Origin of the sequence: Microvirga arvi (assembly GCF_016892765.1) — a bacterium.
GTDB classification, from domain to species: domain Bacteria; phylum Pseudomonadota; class Alphaproteobacteria; order Rhizobiales; family Beijerinckiaceae; genus Microvirga; species Microvirga arvi.
Map to the genome: position 1 here is coordinate 1 of NZ_JAFEMD010000048.1, position 22805 is coordinate 22805.

At 66.0% G+C, this 22805-nt stretch carries 26 protein-coding genes; 15 read left to right on the top strand and 11 right to left on the bottom strand.

Features of this window, described 5'->3' with window-relative positions; translation table 11 throughout:
- Positions 1–80 precede the first annotated feature (80 nt).
- The gene (locus tag ILT44_RS22690; RefSeq protein ID WP_204241887.1) at positions 81–326 is read right to left on the bottom strand and encodes a hypothetical protein; all 246 of its coding nucleotides are present in this window, start codon (positions 324–326) and stop codon (positions 81–83) included.
- 241 nt (positions 327–567) lie between these two features.
- On the opposite strand from ILT44_RS22690, the gene ILT44_RS22695 reads away from it, so the two are divergent.
- The 9 genes from ILT44_RS22695 to ILT44_RS22735 all read left to right on the top strand — a co-directional run bounded on the left by ILT44_RS22695 (position 568) and on the right by ILT44_RS22735 (position 7904).
- Positions 568–1455, top strand: a complete 888-nt coding sequence (locus tag ILT44_RS22695) for a ferritin-like domain-containing protein (protein WP_204241888.1) — start codon at positions 568–570, stop codon at positions 1453–1455.
- 294 nt (positions 1456–1749) lie between these two features.
- Positions 1750–1914 carry a periplasmic nitrate reductase, NapE protein gene (locus ILT44_RS22700; RefSeq protein ID WP_201861226.1) on the top strand — a complete coding sequence of 55 codons (165 nt, stop codon included), beginning with the start codon at positions 1750–1752 and terminating at the stop codon, positions 1912–1914.
- Between the two features lie 13 nt (positions 1915–1927).
- The gene (locus ILT44_RS22705) at positions 1928–2221 is read left to right on the top strand and encodes a 4Fe-4S binding protein (protein WP_204241889.1); all 294 of its coding nucleotides are present in this window, start codon (positions 1928–1930) and stop codon (positions 2219–2221) included.
- Complete coding sequence (locus ILT44_RS22710; RefSeq protein ID WP_204241890.1) at positions 2218–2475, top strand: chaperone NapD; 258 nt, start codon at positions 2218–2220, stop codon at positions 2473–2475. Before ILT44_RS22705 ends, ILT44_RS22710 begins: the two co-directional genes overlap by 4 nt.
- Positions 2476–2479: 4 nt before the next feature.
- A complete protein-coding gene (napA, locus tag ILT44_RS22715; protein WP_204241891.1) occupies positions 2480–4999 on the top strand; it encodes a periplasmic nitrate reductase subunit alpha in 2520 nt (839 codons plus the stop codon).
- Complete coding sequence (locus ILT44_RS22720; RefSeq protein WP_204241892.1) at positions 4996–5469, top strand: nitrate reductase cytochrome c-type subunit; 474 nt, start codon at positions 4996–4998, stop codon at positions 5467–5469. Before napA ends, ILT44_RS22720 begins: the two co-directional genes overlap by 4 nt.
- Positions 5469–6086, top strand: coding sequence for a NapC/NirT family cytochrome c (locus tag ILT44_RS22725; protein WP_204241893.1), 618 nt, complete (start codon positions 5469–5471; stop codon positions 6084–6086). The genes ILT44_RS22720 and ILT44_RS22725 overlap by 1 nt, the downstream gene beginning before the upstream one ends.
- Before the next feature lie 4 nt (positions 6087–6090).
- Entirely contained in the window at positions 6091–6639 is a 549-nt protein-coding gene (locus ILT44_RS22730) for a DUF4142 domain-containing protein (protein WP_204241894.1), read from the top strand.
- Positions 6640–6647: 8 nt separating this feature from the next.
- On the top strand, positions 6648–7904 hold the full coding sequence (locus ILT44_RS22735; RefSeq protein WP_204241895.1) for a molybdopterin molybdotransferase MoeA: 1257 nt from the start codon (positions 6648–6650) through the stop codon (positions 7902–7904).
- 211 nt (positions 7905–8115) lie between these two features.
- Here the strand turns inward: ILT44_RS22735 and ILT44_RS22740 are convergent, their stop codons facing one another.
- From ILT44_RS22740 to ILT44_RS22765, 6 genes are all read right to left on the bottom strand, one after another.
- A complete protein-coding gene (locus ILT44_RS22740; protein WP_204241896.1) occupies positions 8116–9693 on the bottom strand; it encodes a copper resistance CopC/CopD family protein in 1578 nt (525 codons plus the stop codon).
- A gap of 65 nt (positions 9694–9758) precedes the next feature.
- Complete coding sequence (locus tag ILT44_RS22745) at positions 9759–10283, bottom strand: YcnI family copper-binding membrane protein (RefSeq protein WP_372441231.1); 525 nt, start codon at positions 10281–10283, stop codon at positions 9759–9761.
- 54 nt (positions 10284–10337) lie between these two features.
- Positions 10338–10724, bottom strand: coding sequence for a hypothetical protein (locus tag ILT44_RS22750; RefSeq protein WP_204241898.1), 387 nt, complete (start codon positions 10722–10724; stop codon positions 10338–10340).
- Positions 10725–10755: 31 nt separating this feature from the next.
- Positions 10756–11907: a DUF8744 domain-containing protein gene (locus tag ILT44_RS22755; RefSeq protein ID WP_204241899.1), complete on the bottom strand. Its 1152-nt coding sequence runs from the start codon at positions 11905–11907 to the stop codon at positions 10756–10758.
- A 134-nt stretch (positions 11908–12041) separates the two neighbouring features.
- Entirely contained in the window at positions 12042–12338 is a 297-nt protein-coding gene (locus ILT44_RS22760; RefSeq protein ID WP_204241900.1) for a metal-sulfur cluster assembly factor, read from the bottom strand.
- Between the two features lie 148 nt (positions 12339–12486).
- Entirely contained in the window at positions 12487–13185 is a 699-nt protein-coding gene (locus tag ILT44_RS22765; RefSeq protein ID WP_204241901.1) for a Crp/Fnr family transcriptional regulator, read from the bottom strand.
- Between the two features lie 306 nt (positions 13186–13491).
- Between ILT44_RS22765 and ILT44_RS22770 the strand changes: the two genes are divergently transcribed.
- From ILT44_RS22770 to ILT44_RS22780, 3 genes are all read left to right on the top strand, one after another.
- A complete protein-coding gene (locus tag ILT44_RS22770) occupies positions 13492–13947 on the top strand; it encodes a pseudoazurin (RefSeq protein ID WP_204241902.1) in 456 nt (151 codons plus the stop codon).
- A 143-nt stretch (positions 13948–14090) separates the two neighbouring features.
- On the top strand, positions 14091–15272 hold the full coding sequence (locus tag ILT44_RS22775) for an NnrS family protein (RefSeq protein WP_204241903.1): 1182 nt from the start codon (positions 14091–14093) through the stop codon (positions 15270–15272).
- A 230-nt stretch (positions 15273–15502) separates the two neighbouring features.
- Positions 15503–16309 (top strand): YoaK family protein, encoded by an 807-nt coding sequence (locus ILT44_RS22780; RefSeq protein WP_204241904.1) that lies wholly within the window; start codon positions 15503–15505, stop codon positions 16307–16309.
- Positions 16310–16420: 111 nt separating this feature from the next.
- Here ILT44_RS22780 and ILT44_RS22785 read toward each other — a convergent pair whose 3' ends face one another.
- Positions 16421–17380 carry a GGDEF domain-containing protein gene (locus ILT44_RS22785; protein ID WP_204241905.1) on the bottom strand — a complete coding sequence of 320 codons (960 nt, stop codon included), beginning with the start codon at positions 17378–17380 and terminating at the stop codon, positions 16421–16423.
- A 324-nt stretch (positions 17381–17704) separates the two neighbouring features.
- Between ILT44_RS22785 and ILT44_RS22790 the strand changes: the two genes are divergently transcribed.
- Together ILT44_RS22790 and hmpA are read left to right on the top strand one after the other, a co-directional pair.
- Positions 17705–18112 (top strand): response regulator, encoded by a 408-nt coding sequence (locus tag ILT44_RS22790; protein WP_204241906.1) that lies wholly within the window; start codon positions 17705–17707, stop codon positions 18110–18112.
- A gap of 164 nt (positions 18113–18276) precedes the next feature.
- Positions 18277–19491 carry an NO-inducible flavohemoprotein gene (gene hmpA, locus ILT44_RS22795; RefSeq protein WP_204241907.1) on the top strand — a complete coding sequence of 405 codons (1215 nt, stop codon included), beginning with the start codon at positions 18277–18279 and terminating at the stop codon, positions 19489–19491.
- Here the strand turns inward: hmpA and ILT44_RS22800 are convergent.
- Entirely contained in the window at positions 19446–19781 is a 336-nt protein-coding gene (locus tag ILT44_RS22800) for a DUF6894 family protein (RefSeq protein WP_204241908.1), read from the bottom strand. The two genes, hmpA and ILT44_RS22800, sit on opposite strands and share 46 nt — an antisense overlap.
- A 329-nt stretch (positions 19782–20110) precedes the next feature.
- Here ILT44_RS22800 and ILT44_RS31520 point away from each other — a divergent pair, with 329 nt between their 5' ends.
- Positions 20111–20242, top strand: coding sequence for a hypothetical protein (locus ILT44_RS31520; RefSeq protein ID WP_255549809.1), 132 nt, complete (start codon positions 20111–20113; stop codon positions 20240–20242).
- 125 nt (positions 20243–20367) lie between these two features.
- Here the strand turns inward: ILT44_RS31520 and ccoS are convergent, their stop codons facing one another.
- Positions 20368–20541 carry a cbb3-type cytochrome oxidase assembly protein CcoS gene (gene ccoS, locus ILT44_RS22805; RefSeq protein ID WP_204241909.1) on the bottom strand — a complete coding sequence of 58 codons (174 nt, stop codon included), beginning with the start codon at positions 20539–20541 and terminating at the stop codon, positions 20368–20370.
- A 25-nt stretch (positions 20542–20566) separates the two neighbouring features.
- The gene (locus ILT44_RS22810; protein WP_239468459.1) at positions 20567–22798 is read right to left on the bottom strand and encodes a heavy metal translocating P-type ATPase; all 2232 of its coding nucleotides are present in this window, start codon (positions 22796–22798) and stop codon (positions 20567–20569) included.
- Between the last annotated feature and the right edge of the window lie 7 nt (positions 22799–22805).

Below are 22805 nucleotides of genomic sequence, written 5' to 3' on the forward strand. Positions count from 1 at the left end.
CCGCGCCGCCCGCACTGGCGGACAGGCCGTCACTGCACTAACATTCCAACCGGACCACTCCATGGGGGCGGGTCAGCGGGTCAGCGGTCGCCCTGGTGGACAGGGACGAGCGGCGGATCGCCTTGCGGCGCACCGAACCGGTCGGCTCCGGGGAAGAAATCGGCGGGCTGCGCTTTCGGGAGGAACTCCTGCACCCGCCCCGCCGCCATGCCGGAACCCGGCCATAGGAGCAGCATCACGATCCCGAGCAGGGCCACAATCCAAAGAAGTTTGAGATCGGTATTCGCGAGATGTCGGGCGGGATCAGGCGAATGCGTTTTTGCCAACAGGGGACCGTCCAGAGTTGCAGTTGTTCTTCTGAACAGAAAAACGCTAACGGCTCTCAATCGGGTTTGTTCCGATGGAGAATCGTGATCTTTCCGGGGCCGTTGAAATCGATCTCGCTAGGCCCAGAACCATCATGCTATTGGATGTTCCGGCGCGCATTGATCTGCGTCAAACTGGACGCAGGGAAGATGCTCTGTCAACCCTTGACGCCGACTGCCTGCGTTGTGCGGAGAGTAACCAATGTCGCTTCTGAAATCCGAGCCGGTCGACACCGTGAAGTCTCTGGAGGAGTTGTTCGCCATCGCCGCCGCGATGGAGCAGGAGGCGGCAACCCGCTATGCCGAGATCGCCGCGCGCATGCGGCAGGAGGGCGATCCGGCGCTGGCGGAGGTGTTCGAGCGCCTGTCGGCCGACGAGCAGGGCCACCTCGACAGCGTCGTGCACTGGTCGCAGAAGACCAAGGGCCAGGCGCCCGATCCCGCCCGCATCCGTTGGGTGGCTCCCGAGACGTTCGACGACGAAGGCGTGGCGACGGCGCACCCGCGGCTCCTGAGCGCCTACCGGGCGCTCTCGATGGCGGTGCGCAACGAGGAGCGGGCCTTTGCCTTCTGGAGCTATGTCGCCGCCCATGCGAAAACCGCCGAGGTCCGCCAGGCGGCGGAAACCATGGCGCACGAGGAGCTGGGACACGTGGCGACCCTGCGACGGGAGCGCAGGCAGGCTTTCCATGCCGGACGCAGGCACGCGGACGGCAACCCGGAGAACCGGGGGCGTGAGGTGGGACAGCCGGCCCTCGAGCGGCGTCTTGCCGACCTCCTCGAGGCCGTCGCCGCAGGGGCGCCGGTGCCGGAGCGCTCACACCTCGGGCAACTGGCCGGGGAGGCGCGGCGGCTTGCCGACGAGCTGGACGGGTATCCCGTCGCCCTGGGTGGAACCATCGCCGCGGAGGCGGTCCCGGATGATCCGGTGGCCCTAGCCGAGCTTCTCACCGAGCGGTATCTCGAGGCGGGTGACACCCTGCAAGACGAGGAGGCGTTGCATCAGGTACAGGCCATGGCCGGAAGCGCCATCGCGCGCCTCGCATGGCTGAGGAACGACCTTCCGGAACTGCAACCCGGCGCAGGATGACATGAACCGTATCGACGCCTTGTCGCCCTACGCCTGAAGCCTGGGCGGCCGATGGGCGTCGATCCGGACAGGGTGTACATCGGAACTCCCGGTCGGCGACCGGAACGCGGGTTCCCTCGCCTCGTACCAGACCATGCGCTGCGCGGCAGGGCTGTTCCCCGATGTCGCGCAGGGAGGACCAAGATCCGCGTCAAAGGACTTTTCCGTTGCGGCGCCGGAACTTTCCAGGCAGCTTGACAGTTTAGAGGAATTCCAGGTTTCCGACCGAAAGCGTCAATCCAAAAGCCGCCGACAATGAAATCAGAACCACTGGAAGCGGGCACCAAGAAGCGCGAGACGATCACATTCCTCGTCCTTGCCGTCCTGATATGGCCCTTCATCGCCGTCGGCATCGTCTCCGGGTGGGGGTTCCTCGTCTGGATGTACTACATGTTCACCGGACCGCCCGGTCCGGTCTGACGGAAAACTGGTGATGGCCGAGACCCCGGACCTCAAGAGGCGCGACTTCCTGCTCGGTAGGCTTGCCGAAGCGCATCAGCCCATCGCGTCTCCGGTGGCCGAGATAAGTCAGTCCTGTTTCGCTTTCCGGGGCATTGCCTGCATGAGTTGCCGGGATGCGTGCCCGACCGGTGCCGTGCGGTTCGAGCTTGCTGTCGGCGGCGCCCGCCCCAGGATCATGACCAACGCCTGCACCGGGTGCGGTGACTGCACTCGGGCGTGCCCTGCGGACGCCATTCGCCTGGCGCAGCCCGAGGAGGCAGCATGACCGCCGAATGTCACATCTCCAGCCTCGTCGTCCACAGCCACCCGGATCGGGTCCAGTCGATCATCGAGAGCATCGGCTCGATCGAGGGAGCCGAAGTCCACGGGGGTGCGGACACCGGCAAGTTGATCGTCACCTTGGAGACGGACACGGAAAGCCAGGTCGTCGAGCGCATCAATACCATCCAGCTCCTCCAAGGTGTCCTCGCGGCCACCCTCGTCTTCCATCATTTTGAATCTGTTCAAGAGCGGGAGTAGACCCATGGACCTCACGCGCCGCACCATCCTCAAGACACAGGCCGCTGCCGCTGCGGCGGCCGCCGCCGGCGTTTCCATTCCTGCCGAGGCCCAGAACATCCCGACAGGCGAGGACATCCAGCTTCAATGGTCGAAGGCTCCCTGCCGTTTCTGCGGCACTGGATGCGGCGTGATGGTGGGGGTGAAGGACGGCCGCGTCGTTGCCACCCACGGCGACATGCAGGCGGAGGTCAATCGCGGCCTCAACTGCGTGAAGGGCTACTTCCTCTCGAAGATCATGTACGGCGCCGACCGGCTCACCCAGCCACTCATGCGCATGAAAAACGGGCAATTCGCCAAGGACGGCGAGTTCCAGCCCGTCTCCTGGGACCAGGCCTTCGACGAGATGGCCAGGCAATGGAAGAAGGTGCTGAAGGAAAAGGGGCCCGAGGCCGTGGGCATGTTCGGCTCCGGCCAGTGGACTATCTGGGAGGGGTACGCAGCCTCCAAGCTGATGCGCGCGGGCTTCCGCACCAACAACCTCGACCCGAACGCCCGCCACTGCATGGCGTCCGCTGCCGTCACCTTCATCCGCACCTTCGGCATGGACGAGCCGATGGGCTGCTACGACGACTTCGAGCATGCCGACGCCTTCGTGCTCTGGGGCTCTAACATGGCCGAGATGCACCCGATCCTGTGGACCCGGATCACGGATCGCCGCCTCAGCCATCCGCACGTGAGGATCGCGACGCTCTCGACCTACGAGCACCGCACGACGGACTTGTCCGACACGGCCTTGATCTTCAAGCCGAACTCGGACCTCGCGATCCTGAACTACATTGCGAACTACATCATCCAGAACGGGGCGGTGAACCGCGAGTTCGTCGAGAGGCATTGCAACTTCCGGCTGGCGAACACCGACATCGGTTACGGGCTGCGGCCTGACAACGTGCTGGAGCAGCGGGCCCAGCACGCCAACGATGCCCAGGTGTCGAACCCATCGAGCTTCGAGGACTATGCGAAGCTCATGAGCCAGTACACGGTGGAGAAGGCGTCGGAACTGTCCGGTGTCCCGAAGGAGAGGCTCGAGGCCCTCGCCAAGGTCTATGCCGATCCGAAGGTCAAGGTGATGTCGCTCTGGACCATGGGGTTCAACCAGCACGTCCGCGGGGTCTGGGCCAACCACATGGTCTACAACCTGCACCTGCTCACGGGGAAGATCTCGGAACCCGGCAATTCTCCCTTCTCGCTCACGGGGCAGCCTTCGGCCTGCGGCACCGCGCGTGAGGTCGGCACCTTCAGTCATCGCCTGCCGGCCGATATGCAGGTGGCGAACCCCGAGCACCGCAAGCATGCGGAGGAGATCTGGAAGCTTCCGCACGGCCTTCTCCCGGGGAAGGTCGGCTACCATGCCGTGCAGCAGGACCGGATGCTGAAGGACGGCAAGCTCAACGCCTACTGGATCATGTGCAACAACAATCTCCAGACGGCGCCGAACACCAACAACGAGACCTATCCGGGGTACCGCAATCCGGCGAACTTCGTGGTGGTCTCGGATCCCTATCCCACGGTGACCGCCATGGCGGCGGACCTGATCCTGCCGGCCGCCATGTGGGTGGAGAAGGAGGGCGCCTACGGCAACGCGGAACGCCGCACCCATTTCTGGCACCAGCTCGTCAATGCCCCCGGCGATGCCCGGTCCGACCTGTGGCAGTTGATGGAGTTCTCGAAGCGCTTCACCACCGACGAGGTCTGGCCCAAGGAGATCCTCGATGCCAGCCCCGATCACAAGGGCAAGAGCCTGTTCGACGTGCTCTTCGCCAATGGCGAGGTGAACAAGTTCCCCGTGTCCGAGGTCGATCCTGCCTACGAGAACCGCGAGTCGAAGGCCTTCGGCTTCTACGTTCAGAAAGGCCTGTTCGAGGAGTACGCCGCGTTCGGCCGCGGCCACGGGCACGACCTTGCCCCGTTCGACACCTACCATCAGGTCAGGGGGCTGCGCTGGCCCGTCGTCGACGGCAAGGAGACGCTCTGGCGTTACCGCGAAGGGCTTGATCCCTATGTCGAGAAGGGCAGCGGGGTGCAGTTCTACGGCAACCCCGACAAGAAGGCCAACATCATGGGGGCTCCCTACGAGCCTCCGGCCGAGTCCCCGGATGCAGAGTACGACATGTGGCTCGTGACAGGCCGCGTGCTGGAGCACTGGCATTCGGGTTCCATGACCCTGCGCGTGCCCGAGCTCTACAAGGCTTTCTCGGGCGCCGTCGTGTTCATGCATCCGGACGATGCTGCCAAGCGCAACCTGCGGCGAGGGCAGGAGGTCAAGGTCGTGTCACGGCGCGGCGAGATCCGCAGCCGCATCGAGACGCGCGGGCGCAACAAGGTGCCCCCAGGACTGATCTTCGTCCCGTTTTTCGACGCGAGCCAGCTCATCAACAAGGTCACATTGGACGCCACCGATCCGATTTCCAAGCAGACCGACTTCAAGAAATGCGCGGTCAAAGTGGTGGCGGTATCGGCTGCCGATGCGGGAGGTCAGCAATGAGGCGTGGGGTCTTCCTCTTCTTGGTCAGTGTCGTGCCCTGCCTGGCGGCGGGGGCGATCCTCGCACAGGACGCGCCGCGCCTGCGCGGACCCGACCCGTTCACGAGGGAAGTTCCGGCTCCGCCCATGCAGCGGCAGATAACCGATGACGTGCGCGTGGGCCGCAACTATCCAGACCAGCCCCCGGTAATCCCCCATTCGATCGAGGGGTATGCCGTCGATCTGAATGCCAATAAATGCATGTCGTGCCATGCCCGCAAGTTCACCGAGCAGAGCCAGGCTCCGATGATTAGCGTCACGCATTACCAGGACCGGGCCGGCAATACCCTCGGAGGACTCGCACCGCGGCGCTATGTCTGCGTGGCATGCCACGTGCCGCAGACCAACGCAAAGCCGCTCGTGGACAACGTGTTCACGGACATGGATGCCATCACCGAGCCTGAACGGCAGCCGGCGCGGGGGAGGCATTGATGGCGGCGGGGATCACCCGGGCCTGGGGCTGGTTCCGGGGGAACCATTGGGTCAGGACGGCCCTGAGCCCGCCGGCCTATCTCAGTCTTGGCTTTCTCACGCTCGGTGGCTTCGTGGCCGGCGTCATCTTCTGGGGCGGGTTCAACACCGCGCTCGAGTACACCAACACGGAGAAGTTCTGCGTCGGCTGCCATGAGATGGAGGCGAATGTCTTCGAGGAACTCAAGGGCACGATCCATTTCACGAACCGGTCCGGCGTGAGGGCCGGTTGCCCCGACTGTCACGTGCCGCACGAGTGGACCAACAAGATCGCCCGCAAGATGCAGGCCTCGAAGGAGGTCTGGGGCCACATCTTCGGCTCCATCGACACGCGCGACAAGTTCCTGGCCATGCGCAAGCACCTAGCCGAGCGCGAATGGGAGCGCATGAAGGCGAACGACTCGCTGGAATGCCGCAACTGCCACAGCTCGGAATCCATGGACCTCGTGAAGCAGAACCCGCGCGCGGCATCGGCGCACGAGCAGTTCCTGTTCACCGGACAGAAGACCTGCATCGACTGCCACAAGGGCATCGCCCACAAACTGCCCGACATGTCGGGTGTCCCGGGATGGCAATAAGCTCATGATAGTCCAGAGGTCACTCATCATCGCCCTGATTGTTGGAGTCGCGCTTTACGGCGCGGCTCCTGCAGCTTGGGCGCAAGGGCAGGGAACATCCAGTGCTCCTGCCCAGACCCGCTCCATCCAGCCGGAGGAGTTCCTGCGCCTCGCGTACAGCTCCGCCACCCTCCAAAGTCAGGCCGCCAAGTTGGCTGCCAGCCGCGAGACAAGACCGGAGGTCAGGAGCTTCGCGGCCTCGGCTACCGAGTTCCGCCTCGGACTCCTGCAAAGGATCGAGGCCTTCGCCAGGGAACGCAGCCTGCCGCTCCCGTCCGTAAAGGAGTTCGAGCACCAGGTCGTCATCGAGAACCTGGAGCCGCTCGATTATCTCGCGCTGAGCCGACGCTACGCGGAGATCCAGGTCCAGGCGCTCGGGCAGGAGATCGGGATCTATCAGGCGGCCTCTCGTAGCCCCTCCACGGAGATCAAGACCTTCGCCGAGCAGGTTCTCCCGGAGTTGCAGCGGCAACAGGAAGGCGCGCAGAAGATGTACGAGGCGGTCAGGCCTTGAGCGGGATCGTGACGAAACCCGAGGAAGCCTTTTCCTGCGACTCCCCTGACGGTCTGATCTCGATCGAGCAGGCCTGCGCCCGGGCAGCGGCCTATGCCTCGGTCATCAAGGAGCATGAGGAGGTCTCCCTCGGAGAAGCCCTCGGCCGGACCTTGGCGATGCCGGTGACGTCGGTTCTCCCGCTGCCGCCATTCGATCAATCGGCTATGGACGGCTACGCCCTGACGGCAGGCGAAGGATTGGCATCAGGCACTGCCCTGGCCGTCGCCGGGCGCATGGCGGCAGGCGACGAGGCACTGCCCCTGCCGCATGGAAGGGCCTTGCGCATTCTCACGGGCGCGAGGATCCCTGATGGCGCTGATGCCGTGGTGATGCAGGAGCACGTCGCCTGGAACGGCGGCGGGATCGTCCTGACCCGCATGGTTCGGCCGGGGGACAATATCCGGCGGTGCGGCGAGGACGTCCAGGCCGGGGAGGTGCTGCTCCAGCCGGGCGATCGCATCGATGCGCGTCATGTCGCGCTGCTCGCCGCGCAAGGCTTTGAGCGAACGTGCGTACGGCGCAAGGTGCGGATCGGCGTTATCTCGACGGGCACCGAGTTGCGCACCCAAGGGGAGCGCCTGACTGAGGCGTCGTTCTTCGATTCTAACCGCCCCATGATACTCGCTCTTGCCCGTCAGTCAGGCGCCGATGTCGTGGACGGGGGACTCGTGCGGGATGACCCGCACCTGATTGCCGGCGCCCTCTCCGAGCTTTCCCACCGCTGCGACCTGATCGTCACGACGGGCGGTGTCTCGGTCGGCGACGAGGACCATTCCATGGTTGCGCTCGTCGGAGCAAGGGGAAGAGGCCAAACCCTCAAGGTCGCGCTCAAGCCCGGCAAGCCCGCCGTGGTCGGGTCCATCGAGTCGACGGCCTACCTTGGTCTTCCAGGAAACCCGGTGGCTGCGCTCGTGTCATGGCTGCTCCTCGGTGGTGCCGTATTGGCCGCCTTGGACGGACGCCGGGCACGTCCTCTCTCCGGCATGCGCCTTCCGCTGATGCACGCCTTCAACCGACGGCCGGGTCGGACTGAGTTCGCGCCTGCCCGCATCGTCCAGGTCAACGGCGGCTCGGCGGTCGAGATCCTCGGCCGCGGCGGCTCGGCCCGCCTCAAGCCTCTCGTCGCAGCGGATGGACTCGTGAGCATCGAGCTGCTTCATGCCCCAGTCGCCGACGGTGATGAAGTCATGTTCCATCCGTTCCGGGACGGCTTCTCCGTGTGACCTGTACCGGGAACCGACCCAGGCCGGGAATGTGGCCGCTCCTCATCGTCTGGTCCGGTGGCCCCCGTCGGCCGGGCCGACTTCTGCGGTCTGGAGTACGTGAAGACCGCCTCGCACTCTGATGGTTCTCGACCTGGAAAATGTCGCCAGCCAAGCTCGGCGCGGCCCAGGACAGGCTGACCAAGATGTCGAGGCTTGGCCTCGATGGGCGTCAAGGCCTTATGCTGATGCTCCCTTCGAGGCTGGATTTCTCGAAGTCGTCGACGAGGATGTCGACCCTGACCTGCCAAGCACCGGCCTGCGGCAGGACGAGGCCCTCCACGAGCCATCCCTGCCGGCCGTCCCGCCGTGCCGGACGCGCGATGGCCTCGATCCCGGCCTCGGGCCTGGCCAGGACGAGGATCACCTCCTTCGGGCTGGTTGGCTCGGCGCGTCCCGAGGCGATGACGATCCTCGCCCGCGTCACTCCCGCCCGTCCGGGCGAGAGGGTAACCTGCGCCATGATCCGTGGCGAATGCAGGTGGACGCTCGCGGACGCGGTAGCCTCGGCAGACGCTGCCAGCGCCCGCGGCGGCGGGGTGAACCGCCACAGCCCCACCAGTGCCAGGATGGCGACGGACAGGACGATCTCGACCGCAACCGACCGGACCAGCCACCTGCCGTCGGTGCCACCCGGGGACGCCAATGCGGGCGTCAGCCGCATGCGGTTCAGGGCGGCCAGGCCAAGCAGCGTGACGACGAGGATCGTCTTGGCGATGAGGACGCGCCCGTAATCCGTGCCCGTCAGGTTCGCGGGCGCCTCGACCTGGATCGCCGCGAGTACGAGTCCGGCCAGCGTCAGCATCGCGACCGCCATGAGGGCGCCTGTGGAGAACCGGCGAACGACCGGAAGCGCCTGCGCGGGAGCTTGCCGGATGGCGAAGAGGAGGGGAATCAACGCCCCGACCCAGTAGGCGACCCCCACCGCGTGGAGGAACACGGCCGGGCGCGTGAGCCATTGCGGCGCGGCAGCGCTGGCATGGCCGCTCCATGCCAGGGACAGTCCGACTCCGGCCATGGCAGTAATGGTGCAAACCCGCCGCCATCCCATCTGCCCACGCAGTCCCATTCCGGCGAGCACGAGGGCGACTGCCCCGATCGCGGACGTCGGTCCGAACGAGGTCCGCCATCCGGCAGCCCACGCGGCGACGGTGCCGAGGGAAGCGGGTGTCTCTCCCAGGGCGTCGACGCCCTGGAGGCCCAGGGAGATCGTGGCCGCGAGGATACCGAGGACGACGAAGCCGGTCAGGACACGTCTGGTCCGGCCTGCCTTGAGGCCCGGCGTGAGCCAGGCCTGGAAGAACGCGCCTCCGGCGCCCGCGAACAGTCCCAGGTACAGCGCAACGCGCGCCAGCCAGAGACCGCGGCGGACGGCCTCGTTTCCCTCCAGGCCTGCCGCGGGGCCGGATCCCGTCGCGGCACCGACCGAGAACACGATGGACCCGCCGACCGGATGACCGTCGCCCGACGCGACGCGGTAACTCAGGACATGGCTGCCCCGGGGAAGATCCCCGGGGATGGCTACCTCCAGCACCTCGTTGCGGGCGGTAGCGTGCAGACCGCGATGCACCTGGCCGCGGGCATCGGTCAGGCTGACGACCAAAGGCGAGACGGGCTCGTTGAAGTGCAGGCGGACGGTAGCCGGCGCCTCCTCCACGGAGGCGCCGTCCGCGGGATGGGACTCGACGAGCGCCGCATGCGCGAGGGCGTGTCCCATCCCGCCCAGGATCGCGAGCGTCAACCAGAACATGAGGAGGATCGCGCGCTTCATGGCGGCACCGGGAGCTGCCGCAGAGACGGCTCCCGGCTCCCTCGTCAGTGGGTGGCCTTGGCCGGCAGGAGCTTCAGCCCCGGTGCCGGATACTGGTAGTCGTCGGCGCTCTTGCCCTCAGCCGGGATCTCGATCCAGCGGTCGGCCTTGCCGCCCCCGCATTCCTGAACCACGGGAATGTAGAGCATGGTGTCCGGCTTGAGGCTGTCGGTCAGGTAGGCGCGGAAGACGAACTCGTCGTAGTGCTCGTCGAGCAGCTTGCCCGTCCAGACAATCTCCCGCACGCCCTCGGTCGTGGGGGTGCCGTGGTAGTCGAACGCTCTCTCGTAGGGCGCCTTGACGGTCTGCATCTCCCAGCCCGGCTTGGGCATCGGCTTGACGTTGATGACGCCCTCGGGGATGCGGACGCGCAGCTTCAGGGTCGGAGCGCCCTCGCAGCCGTGGCCGACGCGCAGCACCGCCTTGTAGGTGGAGGCGACGGGGGCCTGCTGCGTCTCGAGGGTGGTGTGGGCCAGCACGGGGCCGGCAAGCGCGAGGAGAGCGGAGGCGGCGAACGCCCCGCGGAGCAAGATCGAAATCATGAGTGTATCCTGTCGGATTGAGCAATGTCAGCTAATTGGGGCTCAGGTCCGGACGGGCGGCGCCCGCGCTCCGACAGGAGGAAGAAGGGGACTTGGCTGCGCCGCGAACTCAAGGCCGACCTGGAAGATCAGCATGCGCGCCTCCGGCGCGGGCAGGCACGTCAGGGCATGGTCATCGGGAAGGCCGGGCAATCCGGGGCAGACGCTCAGGATGCAGCACGGCGGCTTGTGGCCAAGATCCTCGGTGGGGCTGCCCGCATCATGCTCGGCGGCAGCCGTATGGTGGCCATGGACCTGGGCGGCTCCGTCGGAGGCCGGCAGGCCTATAGCCCCAACGGCCATGGCGACAATATGGAGAACCAGCACAAGGGCGGAGACAAGCGCCGTCGCCTGTCGCCTCCACTCTGCGCTGTGCTCCATCCATGTCATGTCGGGCTACCTAGACCTGTGCTTAGGCGGATCAATGCGGACGGGATCCGCCTTGGCAGGACCCACCCGTCGGAGGAGCCTCGCGGCCGTTCCGCGAGGATTTGATCAGGCTGGCAACGAAGCCGGCGAGGGCCAGGAGCGTGAGGGCGCCGCTGGCCATCCGTCCGGCGTCCCATCCAGCGAGCCCGGCACCGGCCCGTAGGGCAACGGACAGGTGCAGCAGCGCCAGCGGCAGGTAGAGAATGGGTCCGTAGCAAAGCCTGAGGCGGGCAACGGCGGGCAGGATGATGAGTGCGTGCCCGAACACCATCGAGAGCACAAACCCGATCAGAACAGCATGCAGAGCGAGGTCATAGCCGAAGCTGCTTTCGCCCGGAGGGAACACGATCAGCACGAGGCCTGCCAAGCCCAACCACGCATAACCTGCCAGCATGCAGGCGGCCATGAAGCGGGTCTGCCCCGTCCTGCGGACATTCAGCAGGGCAATGTCATGGCGCAGAAGCCACAAGGTGGTGACGAGCAGGGCCAGGCCGAAAAGGATAGCCCCGTTCCCGGTCATAACTCCGTTCTGCGCACCCACGGCGAGCAGGCCGATAGCGAACAGGAACAGGGCCTCGCTCCCGCGCCGTTGCGGCATCAGGCGGCTGAGTTCCAGACGCTCGCCGGCAATAGTCAACACCAAGAAGGCGAGCCACCAGCCCACTAGGTCTGGCACGGCCTGACCCATCAGCCAGAGGACATTCCCGGCGAGCCAGGCGAAGGCACCGAACAAAAGGGCATCGGTGAACACCGCCGGCTGCTGCAGGGTGATCAGCAGTGAGGCGCCGGCCAGCACCGCCGCGGCGGCCGCGTAGGCGCCGGCGCCGAAGGCCTCCGGCACGCCGGCGAGCAGGAGGAGCGTGCCGAGCGCGGAGAGCGCTGGTGCGGCATAGCTCCAGCCGCGGCCCAGCGCCACGGCGCGCTCCAGGCTGATCAACGTGCCGAACAGACCGGAGATCATCAGCGGGCCGTGCAGGGCGGCGAGGGAGGCGCCCAGGGGCAACGTCCACCCCAACCGCGCCAGCGCCCCGTACAAGCCCGCGATCAAAGCGAGGGCCCCGAGGGCCAGAAACGCAAGCCGCAGTTCCAGGCGGGGCTTGGCCCCCACCAAGGGCAGGGTGGCCGTTGGGGAGGTATCAGACATTCAAGAAGCTCTCCTGAAGCCCGCATCTAAGGGGCCAGACCACGGTCGCGACGATGCACCGACGGCCTCGGTATGTGATCGGTCGGGCTTCAGGCCGGAGCAGAGCCATCATGCGGCTCTCCGCGGGGTGTGGCCTAACAGTTCCTGGCCCCGGGGAGTGATGCGGTCGGCGTCCAGAGCGGACTCCACACGAGGTTGATGGCAATGCCCGGCGCATCCGGAAACCGGCGCACCAGGCGCGCGCGGGCATCCTCCACAATCATCTCGCCGAGCGGGCAAGCCCGGGTCGTCAAGGTGAGCGCCACGTCGATGCCATGGTCGTCCTGGCCCGCCTGGTAGACAAGGCCGAGGTCGACCACGCTGAGGCCGATCTCGGGATCCATCACGTCCTGAAGGCAATTGAGAATGTCGGGATCGAGATGTCGGGCCATTGCTTGCTCCTTGGGACAGGTCACACATACGCCGGTGGGGCAGGGCGCTCTTTGACCCGGCGCAAACATGGCCGCGAATCTCCCGAGGCCTGGATCCGGCGCACGGCCGGACCGGTCGCCCTCGCGCTCGGCCTAACGACCCTCTGTCCTAGCTGGGCGAGCCCTCGGCGAGCAGGAACAGCTTGTGCGGGTCGCGGATCATGATCCGCTGCCGTCCGCCCTCGACCAGCCCCTGAGCCTCCCAGGCTGTCAGGATGCGGCTGACCGTATGCAGTGTGGTGCCCGTCATCTCAGCAACGTCCTGACGCGTGATCGGGAAGTCGATCTCCACGCCGGCCTCGACCTTACGGCCGGCTCGTTCCGCGAGGCGAAGCAGGGCATGGGCGACGCGGCGCTCGACCTGTTCGGTCGACATCTCGACCACCCTGGTATGGGCATCCTGGAGCCGGCTGCCCACGGTCTGGAGCGTGTTGACCGCCAGCCCAGGGTGGGTCGCCACAAGGCGGGGCCAGGCGGCGGAGGGCCAGACCAGGGCGATGCTGTCGACGACGGCCTGGGCCGTCGCCGGGTAGGTCGTGCGCCCGATGGCCATGGCGACGCCGAACACCTCGCCGGGTGAGACGAAGCGGACCACGACCTGCTGCCCGTCGGGGGTGAGCTTGAACACCCTGAGATGCCCGTGCAACAGGATGAAGAAGGAATGCGCCTCCTCGTCCTGCTGGAACACGTTCGTTCCCTTGGGATAGCGGACCGATTGCGCCTCCTGCAGCAGCAGATCGATCTGCTCCGGCGCAAGCCCGGCGAAGACGGGGACACCCGCCACAAGGGATCGATCAACACCAGCCATGCGTCTGCCTTTACCTGAAATGAGCCGCGCGCACTGCCCGCCGGTCCGGATCCGCGCCGGGATAACAGCCGGACGTCATATTCTGTTCGCAAGGCGAGATGGTTTCGCCAACCGGCAGCTCTCCACGACGTGTGATCCCACAGTATTTGCCTTGGCGCAAACAGCGGCTCCGTCTTGCCCTGCCTTTTTAGCAAATGTGCCGCCTCTTTGCGCAAGATCAAACACAGACGAGCCCGCCGGGCGTATCAACTCCCCAAGAGCTTCAGAGAGGAGCTCACATGTTTCGCTTTGCAACAGGAGACAATCATGCGGAAGGTTATTGTGCTCGGCGCCCTCGTGGCAGCTCTTGGCTTCGCAGGTGCCGCTAACGCGGCCGAGGTCGAGGTGAAGATGCTCAACAAGGGCACGGAAGGCGTCATGGTGTTCGAGCCGGCGCTGGTGAAGATCAACCCGGGTGACACCGTCAAGTTCGTCGCCTCGGACAAGGGCCACAACGTCGAGACCGTTGACGCTATGGTGCCGGAAGGCGGGCAGAAGTTCGTCGGCAAGATCAACGAGGAAGTGGCGATCACCTTCGATAAGCCGGGCGTGTACGGCTACAAGTGCAAGCCGCACTACGGCATGGGCATGGTCGGCATGATCGTGGTCGGTGAGCCGACGAATGCGGATCAGGCCAAGGCCGCCACGCACCCCGGTAAGGCCAAGCAGGCGTTCGCCAACCTGTTCGACAAGCTCGCGGCGACTAAGACGGCCGCCAAGTAACAGTCTGCTTCTATCCTTGCACCGCCACGGTGAACCTGCCGTGGCGGTGCCAACCTCTTGCAGCGGCCGGGCGATCGGCGACCTGACTCTGCGCACAACCCTCGGGGTTGGCTTGGATGGTATGAACCCATAGGAGGCCTGTGATGGCTCCCATTCCCCGCCTGCGGGACTACAAGGGACCCGCGCTCCTCTCCTACGGCTTCCGTCCGTTCTTCCTCTTCGGCTCGCTCTATGCCGGTCTCGCCATCCTCGCTTGGCTGCCGATGTTCTACGGTATGTTGGAGCTGTCGACAGCGTTCGCTCCGCGCGATTGGCACATCCATGAGATGCTCTACGGCTACCTTCCGGCCGTGATCACCGGCTTCCTGCTCACGGCGGTTCCGAACTGGACCGGACGCATGCCGCTGCAGGGCCGGCCGCTGCTGGTCCTCGTGCTCGTCTGGGCCGCGGGCCGCCTCGCCGTCACAACCTCGGCCTGGATCGGCTGGGAGGCCGCGGCCGTGATCGACAACGCGTTCCTGCTGCTTGTCGCAGGGGCCATGGGCCGGGAGATCGTCAAGGGCAGAAACTGGCGCAACCTTAAGGTCCTCATCGCCCTCGGACTCCTTCTTGCCGGCAATATCCTCTTCCATGTCGAGGCGCATGTCCTGGGTGCCGCCGACTGCGGCATCCGCTTCGGGATTGCCGCCACCATGATGCTGATCATGCTGGTCGGCGGGCGCATCATCCCGAGCTTCACCCGCAACTGGCTCGTGCGCGAGAACCCCGGCCGCCTACCGGCGCCGTTCGGCCGCTTCGACATGGTCACTATGATCGCCGCCGGGGTGGCACTTGCGGCATGGATCGCCGCGCCCGATTGGAGCGTGACCGGGGCCGCTCTGATCGCGGCCGGCGTGCTCCAGGCGGCGCGCCTCGCACGTTGGGCGGGGGAGCGCACCTGGCGCGACCGGCTCGTCCTGATCCTGCATGTCGCCTACGCCTTCGTGCCGCTCGGCTTCATACTGACCGGGCTGGCTGCCTTGGGCCTCGTGTCCAGCGCAGCCGGAATCCATGCCTGGTCGGGCGGCGCCATGGGCGTCATGACACTGGCCGTGATGTCCCGGTCGAGCCTTGGGCACACCGGCCGGGCGCTGGTTGCGTCCACGGTCATGCAGGGACTCTATCTCCTGCTCGTCGTCGGCGCCCTCGCGCGGATCTGCGCCGCGGTTCATCCCGCCCTGAGCGATGTCCTGCTCCATGTGGCGGGGCTGGCCTGGGCCGGGGCCTTCGTCGGCTTCGCGTTGGCCTACTGGAACGTATTTACCCGGCCGCGCGTCACCGCGTGAGGCGGCCGCAAACGTGATCGACCTTCCCGCCGCTACATATGGCCAAAGAAACTCCCTCGCCGGCGCATGCAGGGAGGGAGAAGGGATCCAGAGGGAGGAAGAACTCTGAACTCCCTCCTCATTATCCCAGATCCGGACGCTGGACGATGACTTGTGTTAAACACGGCCGCAGAGATGGCGGTGCCGAAACTGGGAGGCCGCCGCCCCACGCGGAGTGGCAACGGTCCGCGATGAACCGGCAGCATCGGCTTCGGCGGAAGCGCGGCCTGGTCGGTCATTATGCCCGTTCCGCCCGGCGGATTATTGCCCCGGGGCGGTCGGCGAGGGCCGACACCCGGCTTGGGATGGTCCTCGCGTTTGTGGCGGGGGCGGCCAACGCGGGCGGATTCCTTGTCATGGGCCAGTACACCTCGCATATGTCCGGGATCTTTTCGTCCCTCGCCGACAATCTCGTCCTCGGCGCCTTCGGCCTCGTGATAGCAGGGACGGTTGCGTTGATGTCCTTTGTCGCCGGGGCGGCCTGCTCGGCCATCCTGATCAACTGGGGCCGCCGCGGCAATCGGCGCGACCTCTACGCCCGGCCCCTGCTGCTGGAGGCGGCCCTGCTGCTCGGCTTTGGGCTGCTAGGTGGCTTGGCGCACGGCGCCTCCGGGTTCACTCCATTAGCCGTACTCATGCTCTGCTTCATCATGGGGCTGCAGAACGCCACCGTGACCAAAATTTCCGGCGCTCGCATCCGCACGACCCATGTGACGGGCATAATCACCGATGTTGGCATTGAGCTGGGAAAGCTTGTCTACTGGAACAGGGATCAGACCTGTCCGGAAACGTCCCGGGTCCGCGCAGACCGACCAAAACTGCGCTTGCTGAGTTTGTTGCTAGGTTTCTTCTTCGCAGGCGGCCTGTTTGGCGCGTTCGGCTTCCAAAGCTGGGGCTTTGCCACGTGCCTTCCCCTGGGATTGCTCTTGCTGCTGTTGGCTGTCCCCTCACTGGCCGATGATCTGCTCAAGCGCCGCCGGGCACTGAGCGAGCCGTGATCCAAGCGCTCTCTCGGTTCCATGAATGTGCTACCTGGAATATGTTTCCCTTCTGGATACGAGCGCCCTGGTGGATGTTACTGATGTGCGCTTGTTGACGGTTGATCCGTCTTAGTCCGGAGCCGCGAGGATCAGTGCCGTTTCCACCCGGTTTCGTCCGCCTGCCTTGGCTTGATAGAGCGCGCGATCAGCCGCAGCGAGCAGGGCTTGCGGCATCCCTGCCGAGACTCCAGTTCGGACAACGGCCGTGGCGGCGCCAATACTGGCGGTGACCACCCTTCCAGGCACCGACGTTGCCTCATGCGGGAGAGCCAGGGCCTCAATCGCCACACGAGCGCGCTCCGCCACTGTAGCCGCACCTTGCGCATCGGCCTGGACCAGAATGATCGCGATCTCTTCTCCGCCGTAGCGTGCGATGAGATCTCCTGGGCCAAGCGTCAGGCCTTGGAGGGCCGCCGCGACTGCCCGGAGGCAATCGTCACCCACCAGATGCCCATAGGCATCATTGAAGCCCTTGAAGTGATCGAGGTCGAGCAGGAGGAGGGACATCTGCGCCATCTCACGAACGGTGCGGCGCCATTCCCGGGCTAGCGCTTCATCGAACGAGCGGCGGTTGGCGAGGCCGGTCAGGCCGTCCTTCGTCGCCATGGCGGTCAGCTGATCCTCCAGCGCCTTGCGCTCGGTCACGTCCCGCATCACCACGGCCCGGTCGCCGGGCTGGCCGAGGGTATAGTCCCCGATGGGCCGTGAGGTAACCTCAACCCATAGCAGAGTGCCATCCCCGCGAATGGCCCGAACCGTGATGGTTGAGCTGTCAACCTCGCCCGCCACCAGACGCGCCGTCGCGGCGGCGATGATCGGCAAATCCTCAGGAAAGACGAACTCCCGCACAGGCTGCCCGACAATCTCCGAGACGGGCCGGCGAAACATTCGTTCCGCCGACGGCGAGATATAGCTGAAGGTCATGTCCGCCCCGACGCGGGCGATGACATCGGTGCAGTATTCGGCTAGCAGGCGCAGCTCCGCCTCCGCCGGTATGCTGTGTCGGTGTGATGCCCCGCCTTCCGCCATCTGTGCTCCTACCTCACGCGCTGCGCAGGTGCAGGCTCATATCATGGCAACACCAACTCCCAAAGATCTCAGACTGCGACCCTGTCGGTCCCACAAACGCAGGCGCCGCACACATAGGCCTTGTCGGAAATTGGCTGCCGGTGCCGGATTGCCGCAACTGGCGCTACAGATCCGGGCTGCTCCGGCGGCAATTCGACCCGTGGCCGGAACATCGGCGTCCGCATGATGTTGGGACCCATGTTGCGTGGGATCCATTCGAGACCGCTGTCGGTCCGGCGTTCCTGCCTTGTTGCGTTTCCCAGCTAATTCACCAAGGAGTCAATGATGGGCCAAGCGATCAGGCGGACGGTGCTGGTGGTCGAGGATGAGCCGGAGCTCCGCCATTTGGCCGCGACGGTGATCGAGGAGACCGACCTGGACGTCGTCGAGGTGGAGACCGCCGATGCGGCATTGGCCTTCCTGCAGGATCATGCCGACGAAGTGGTGATGGTCTTCACCGACGTCACGCTGCCGGGCCGGGCGGATGGCGTCGACCTCACGCTCGCCTGCGCGGCGCGCTGGCCGCACATCCGCGTGCTCGTCACCTCCGGGCGGGTGCGGTTGCCGAAGGACGGATTGCCCAAGACGGCGCGCTTCATGCCCAAGCCTTGGCGGGCGCTGGATGTTCTGGTGGCCGTCGAAGGGGCGGCCCGCAGCGCCGCGATCCCGGCTCCGGCCGCGCGGCGTCAGTGACCGGGGTACCGTCCGGCCTGCGACCAGCGGTGATCAGGGCAATCCCTTAGTTTCGGCACCGGCCCGGGCGGCGTAACCCCTGGGGTCCGACGGCCGGCCTCATGCATGCCGGAGCGGTCCGTCGGCACCCATTCCCCTGATGCTGCATCCCAGGAGGTCATCCCATGACGGACACACTGAGCGACACCACCATTCATCTCGTAAAGGCGACGGTGCCGGCCTTGCAGGAGCATGGGCTGGCGGTCACGAAGCGCATGTACGAACGCATGTTCCAGAACGAGGAGATCCGCGACCTCTTCAACCAGTCGCATCACGGCGAAACCGGCTCCCAACCCAAGGCGCTGGCCTCCGCCATCCTCGCGTATGCCCAGAATATCGACAATCTCGGTGCCCTGGCGCCGGTCGTCGAACGCATCGCGCAGAAGCATGTGGGCTTGAACATCCTGCCCGAGCACTATCCGCACGTGGCCGAGGCGCTGCTCGGGGCGATCAAGGACGTGCTCGGCGATGCCGCCACGGATGAGATCCTGGCCGCCTGGGGCGAGGCGTACTGGTTCCTGGCCCATGTGCTGATCGGGCGCGAGAAGGCCATCTACACCAGCCTGGCGTCGGCGCCCGGCGGCTGGAACGGCTGGCGCAATTTCCGGATCGAGAGCAAGCAGCGCGAGAGCGAGATCATTACCTCGTTCGTGCTCCGGCCCGAGGACGGTCAGCCTGTCCTGTTTCACCGGCCCGGCCAATACCTGACCCTCTGGATCGAGGCGCCGGGCCAGCATCCTCTCAAGCGCAACTACAGCATCTCCAGCGCGCCGAACGGTGAAACCTACCGCATCTCGGTGAAGCGCGAGCCGCAGGGGGTCGCGTCGTCCTGGCTGCATGACCAGACCGAGGTCGGGACCGTGCTCAAGGTGGCCCCGCCTGCGGGCGAGTTCTTCCTCAACGAGGAGTCGCCGCGGCCGGTTGTGCTGCTGAGCGGCGGGGTTGGGCTGACGCCGATGATGAGCATGCTGGAGACCATCGCGGCCCGCTATCCCAACAAGGCCGTCCATTACGTGCATGGGACGCTGAACGGCTCCACCCATGCGATGAGGGACCGGGTCAGGTCCTTGGCCGCGGCCTACCCGAACATCAAGGCCGCCACCTTCTATGTCGAGCCGCGGCCGGAGGACCGTCAGGGCGAGGACTATGATCAGCAAGGATTGATCAGCATCGAGTGGCTCAGGGCCAACACGCCACTGGAGGAGGCGGGCTACTACCTGTGCGGCCCACGACCGTTCCTGAGAGCTTTCGTCGGCGGGCTCGCCTTGGCCGGGGTCCGGTCGAACCGCATCCACTATGAGTTCTTCGGGCCAGCCGACGAGATCCTCGCGGCGGCCTGACGCCAGGTCCGGTTGGCTGGATCCGTGCTCACGCGCTCCAGGAATGAGGCTGGGGCCAGGGGGGTATGCCAATCGTCCTTCATCGATGCCGTCACGGTGCAGAGCCGCTGGTTCCGCTCATCCCTGACCTCGACGACGTCACTGAAATCGCTCTTCGCCAGCTGGCCGGCCCCAATCTCGGCCGCTGAGCGGGCAGTTCCCCGCGCCGCGGCTTCCTGGCTGGCGAACTCCGAACCTTTGTCATCCCGTATGAGGTCGGTCCCTTTCCGGATGTCAAAATAGTAGAGCACCAAGGCAATCCCCTCTTGGAAATGGTGCTTTGGAACGGTGGAACAGCCAAACCGGAACGGAGGTTTCGTTCCGATCTTAGTTGTCCCGTGTGGGGCCGGTGGTCCAGAACCGGGTCTCCGCGCTGGGCCGGGCCGCACCGGGGCCGCATGGCGCAGGCGTCCTTTCCGATTCATCAATGCTGGCGTCCCAGCCGACCGGCCAGCGACCGTGGTCACACTCCTGGCTTCTGAGCTCTTTTGTCCGGAGGCACCGAACCGCTTGAGGTCGCCGCTGGAACGGAACCGGTTTGGAATCCGTTGGGCTGTCATTGGGAAAGGATGAGCGGATCGTGCCTCGCTTCGTTGACAAGCCGTTCGACTGGGTGGCGATACTCGCCTTGGCTTCAGGGGCCGCCGTGCTGGTGCCGAGTCTCGCGGCACTCGGCATGACGCTGTTGGCCGTGATCCGCGACCTCGTCTGACAGAGGCTGCACGCCATGTCCCAGGGCTGAACCTCCCTAAGCAATATAGTTGCAAATAGTTCCGGTCTCGTCACTCACTTCCACATCGGTGTGGCACCGAATGTGGCCCGGAGAGGCATGGTCCATCACCTGTCCTGACGGGCCTGACCTTGATCATCCGGATCCTCTTCGAGCAGGACCCGTTCCGCCGCTCCGTCGAGATCGTCGTACTGCCCGTTGCGGAGGGACCACAGGAAGGCGGCCAAGCCGGCCAGCCCCATGCCAAGCGCGATGAGGATCAGCCACCACATGGAATCCATCCGATCCTCCTCCGGGTTCTTGGCCTCATGCGGCCTTGCGGGCCAGTGACAGCCTCATGGCGTTGGCGATGACGATGATCGAGGACAGCGACATGGCGACGGCCGCAACGAGAGGGGTCACATAGCCCAGCATGGCGACTGGCACCGCCAAGGCATTGTAGCCGACCGCCAGGGCGAAGTTCTGGAAGATCAACCGGCGGGACTGGCGCGCGATCCCAAGGGCATCGGTGACGGCCGAAAGGCTTTCGTTCAGGAACACGAAGTCGGCGGCGTTCCGGCCGATGTCAGCCGCGGTGGCGGGAGCCATGGAGACATGGGCGGCTGACAGGGCAGGCGCATCGTTCAGGCCGTCCCCGACCATCAGGACCTTCCGGCCCGCTGTCTCATGCGCCGCGACCCGGACCACCTTGTCCGCCGGCAGGAGCCCGGCCGCAAAGTCACGGACCCCGAGCCTCGACGTCAGGTCCTTGACCACGGCCTCGCGGTCGCCGGAGAGGACCTCCACCGCCAGCCCCTGACGCACCAGGTTGCCCACCGTCTCCCGGGCCTCGTGGCGGACGCTGTCCTCCAACACGAATGCCGCCAGCGGTTCGCCATCTCGCGCCAGGACCGAGATCGAGCCGGCTGCGGAGGCATCGTCCCGAGCCTGCTGCCCTGTTGCCCAGTCCGGCCTGCCGAGCCGGTACGTGTCGCCGCCGATCTGGGCTTCGAGCCCCAGCCCGGGAACCTCCTCGATCCAGTCGAACGCCGGGGCTTGAGACACGCGTTGCGCCGCGACCACGGCAATTGCCTGTGCCGCCGGATGGCGCGAACCCATGGTCATCCCCAGGGCGATCCGCATCGCCGCCGGCGCCGCCTCGTCCGCGTTGACTAGGATGGGCTTGCCCAGCGTCAAGGTGCCGGTCTTGTCGAAGGTCACGCCACCGATCTCGGCCAGGCGCTCCAGGGCAGAACCGTCCTTGACCATGATCCCGCTCTCGAACAGGCGGCGGGCGGCGACGACCTGCACGATGGGAACCGCCAGGCCCAGGGCGCACGGGCAGGTGATGATCAGGACGGCGATGGCGATGGTGATGGATGAATGCCAGTCCCCAGTGAGGAACAGCCAGCCGAGAAACGACAATAAGGCCAGCGTGTGGACGACGGGTGAGTAGAGTGCCGCGGCGCGGTCCGCCAGTCGGCGGTAGCGGGCCCGCCCGCCCTCGGCGGCCTCCATCATCCGGACCATCTCCGCCAGGAACGAGTTCTCGGCGCGAGCCGTCGCCCGGACTGTCAACGGCCCAGTGAGATTCATCACGCCCGCCTGGACCGTTTCCCCCGGGGCAGCCTTCCGCGGCGCGGTTTCCCCCGAGACGAGGGAGCAGTCGAGATCGGATGCTCCCCGTTCGACCACGCCGTCAACCGGGATCCGGCCACCGGCGGCGACAAGAACCATCGCGTCGGGTTCGATCTCCGACACGGGAACGTAGAGCGGCCGCCCGTCCTGGATGATCGTGGCGCCAGCCGGGGCGAGCCGCGCAAGACCAGCGACGGCGGAGCGCGCCCGCTCGCGCATTACATGGTCGAGGGTGCGGCCGATGAGCAGGAAGAACAGCAGGGACGTTGCCGCGTCAAAGTAGGCATGCGGTGCATTGTGGATTGTATCGTAGAGGCTGAGAGCGAAGGCCAGCGACACACCAATGGAGATCGGCACGTCCATGTTGGTGCGGCCATGGCGCAACGCTGACCAGGCCGAGGCGTAGAAGACACGGCCGGAATAGAGCAGGGCCGGCAGGGCGAGGAGGGCCGAGATGAGGTGGAACGCCTGCCGGGAGCCGGCGTCGGCCCCCGACCAGACCGACACCGACAGCATCATGATGTTCATCGCGCAGAAGCCCGCCAGCGCAAGAGCCTTGACGAGGCGGGCCAGCTCCGGGTCTTTGGCGTCCTGCTCCGGCGCGAACAGGTGCGCCTCGTAGCCGATGCCGCGCAACGCACCGATCAGGTCAGGGGGCGTTCCCTCGCTCGTGCGCCAAGTGACGGCGACCCGCTTCATGGAGAGGTTGACCCGGGCGGCCTCGACGCCGGGGAGCTTCGCCAGCGTGCGTTCGACTGACGCAATGCAGGCGGCGCACCTGACGCCGGGCACCGAGAGATCCGTCTGGCGCGTACCGCCAGCAAGCTCGCGACTGGCGAGCCGGATTTCCTCCAGCAGGGTGTCGGGCTGCCGCGTGTCCCTCACTAAATTCTGAACATCTGTGGGGGAGCAGCAGGTCATCGCCGGT

Excerpts from the sequence above, each read along its gene's own strand:
- ILT44_RS22760 (WP_204241900.1), bottom strand. The coding sequence starts at position 12,338 with ATGGCCCGACATCTCGATCCCGACATTCTCAATTGCCTTCAGGACGTG.
- ILT44_RS22725 (WP_204241893.1), top strand. The coding sequence starts at position 5,469 with ATGGCGGCGGGGATCACCCGGGCCTGGGGCTGGTTCCGGGGGAACCAT.
- ILT44_RS22700 (WP_201861226.1), top strand. The coding sequence starts at position 1,750 with ATGAAATCAGAACCACTGGAAGCGGGCACCAAGAAGCGCGAGACGATC.
- napA (WP_204241891.1), top strand. The coding sequence starts at position 2,480 with ATGGACCTCACGCGCCGCACCATCCTCAAGACACAGGCCGCTGCCGCT.
- hmpA (WP_204241907.1), top strand. The coding sequence starts at position 18,277 with ATGACGGACACACTGAGCGACACCACCATTCATCTCGTAAAGGCGACG.
- ILT44_RS22720 (WP_204241892.1), top strand. The coding sequence starts at position 4,996 with ATGAGGCGTGGGGTCTTCCTCTTCTTGGTCAGTGTCGTGCCCTGCCTG.
- ILT44_RS22790 (WP_204241906.1), top strand. The coding sequence starts at position 17,705 with ATGGGCCAAGCGATCAGGCGGACGGTGCTGGTGGTCGAGGATGAGCCG.
- ILT44_RS22765 (WP_204241901.1), bottom strand. The coding sequence starts at position 13,185 with ATGGCTGGTGTTGATCGATCCCTTGTGGCGGGTGTCCCCGTCTTCGCC.
- ILT44_RS22785 (WP_204241905.1), bottom strand. The coding sequence starts at position 17,380 with ATGGCGGAAGGCGGGGCATCACACCGACACAGCATACCGGCGGAGGCG.
- ILT44_RS22750 (WP_204241898.1), bottom strand. The coding sequence starts at position 10,724 with ATGACATGGATGGAGCACAGCGCAGAGTGGAGGCGACAGGCGACGGCG.
- ccoS (WP_204241909.1), bottom strand. The coding sequence starts at position 20,541 with ATGGATTCCATGTGGTGGCTGATCCTCATCGCGCTTGGCATGGGGCTG.
- ILT44_RS22695 (WP_204241888.1), top strand. The coding sequence starts at position 568 with ATGTCGCTTCTGAAATCCGAGCCGGTCGACACCGTGAAGTCTCTGGAG.
- ILT44_RS22775 (WP_204241903.1), top strand. The coding sequence starts at position 14,091 with ATGGCTCCCATTCCCCGCCTGCGGGACTACAAGGGACCCGCGCTCCTC.
- ILT44_RS22705 (WP_204241889.1), top strand. The coding sequence starts at position 1,928 with ATGGCCGAGACCCCGGACCTCAAGAGGCGCGACTTCCTGCTCGGTAGG.
- ILT44_RS22740 (WP_204241896.1), bottom strand. The coding sequence starts at position 9,693 with ATGTTCTGGTTGACGCTCGCGATCCTGGGCGGGATGGGACACGCCCTC.
- ILT44_RS22810 (WP_239468459.1), bottom strand. The coding sequence starts at position 22,798 with ATGACCTGCTGCTCCCCCACAGATGTTCAGAATTTAGTGAGGGACACG.
- ILT44_RS22770 (WP_204241902.1), top strand. The coding sequence starts at position 13,492 with ATGCGGAAGGTTATTGTGCTCGGCGCCCTCGTGGCAGCTCTTGGCTTC.
- ILT44_RS22730 (WP_204241894.1), top strand. The coding sequence starts at position 6,091 with ATGATAGTCCAGAGGTCACTCATCATCGCCCTGATTGTTGGAGTCGCG.
- ILT44_RS22780 (WP_204241904.1), top strand. The coding sequence starts at position 15,503 with ATGAACCGGCAGCATCGGCTTCGGCGGAAGCGCGGCCTGGTCGGTCAT.
- ILT44_RS22710 (WP_204241890.1), top strand. The coding sequence starts at position 2,218 with ATGACCGCCGAATGTCACATCTCCAGCCTCGTCGTCCACAGCCACCCG.
- ILT44_RS22755 (WP_204241899.1), bottom strand. The coding sequence starts at position 11,907 with ATGTCTGATACCTCCCCAACGGCCACCCTGCCCTTGGTGGGGGCCAAG.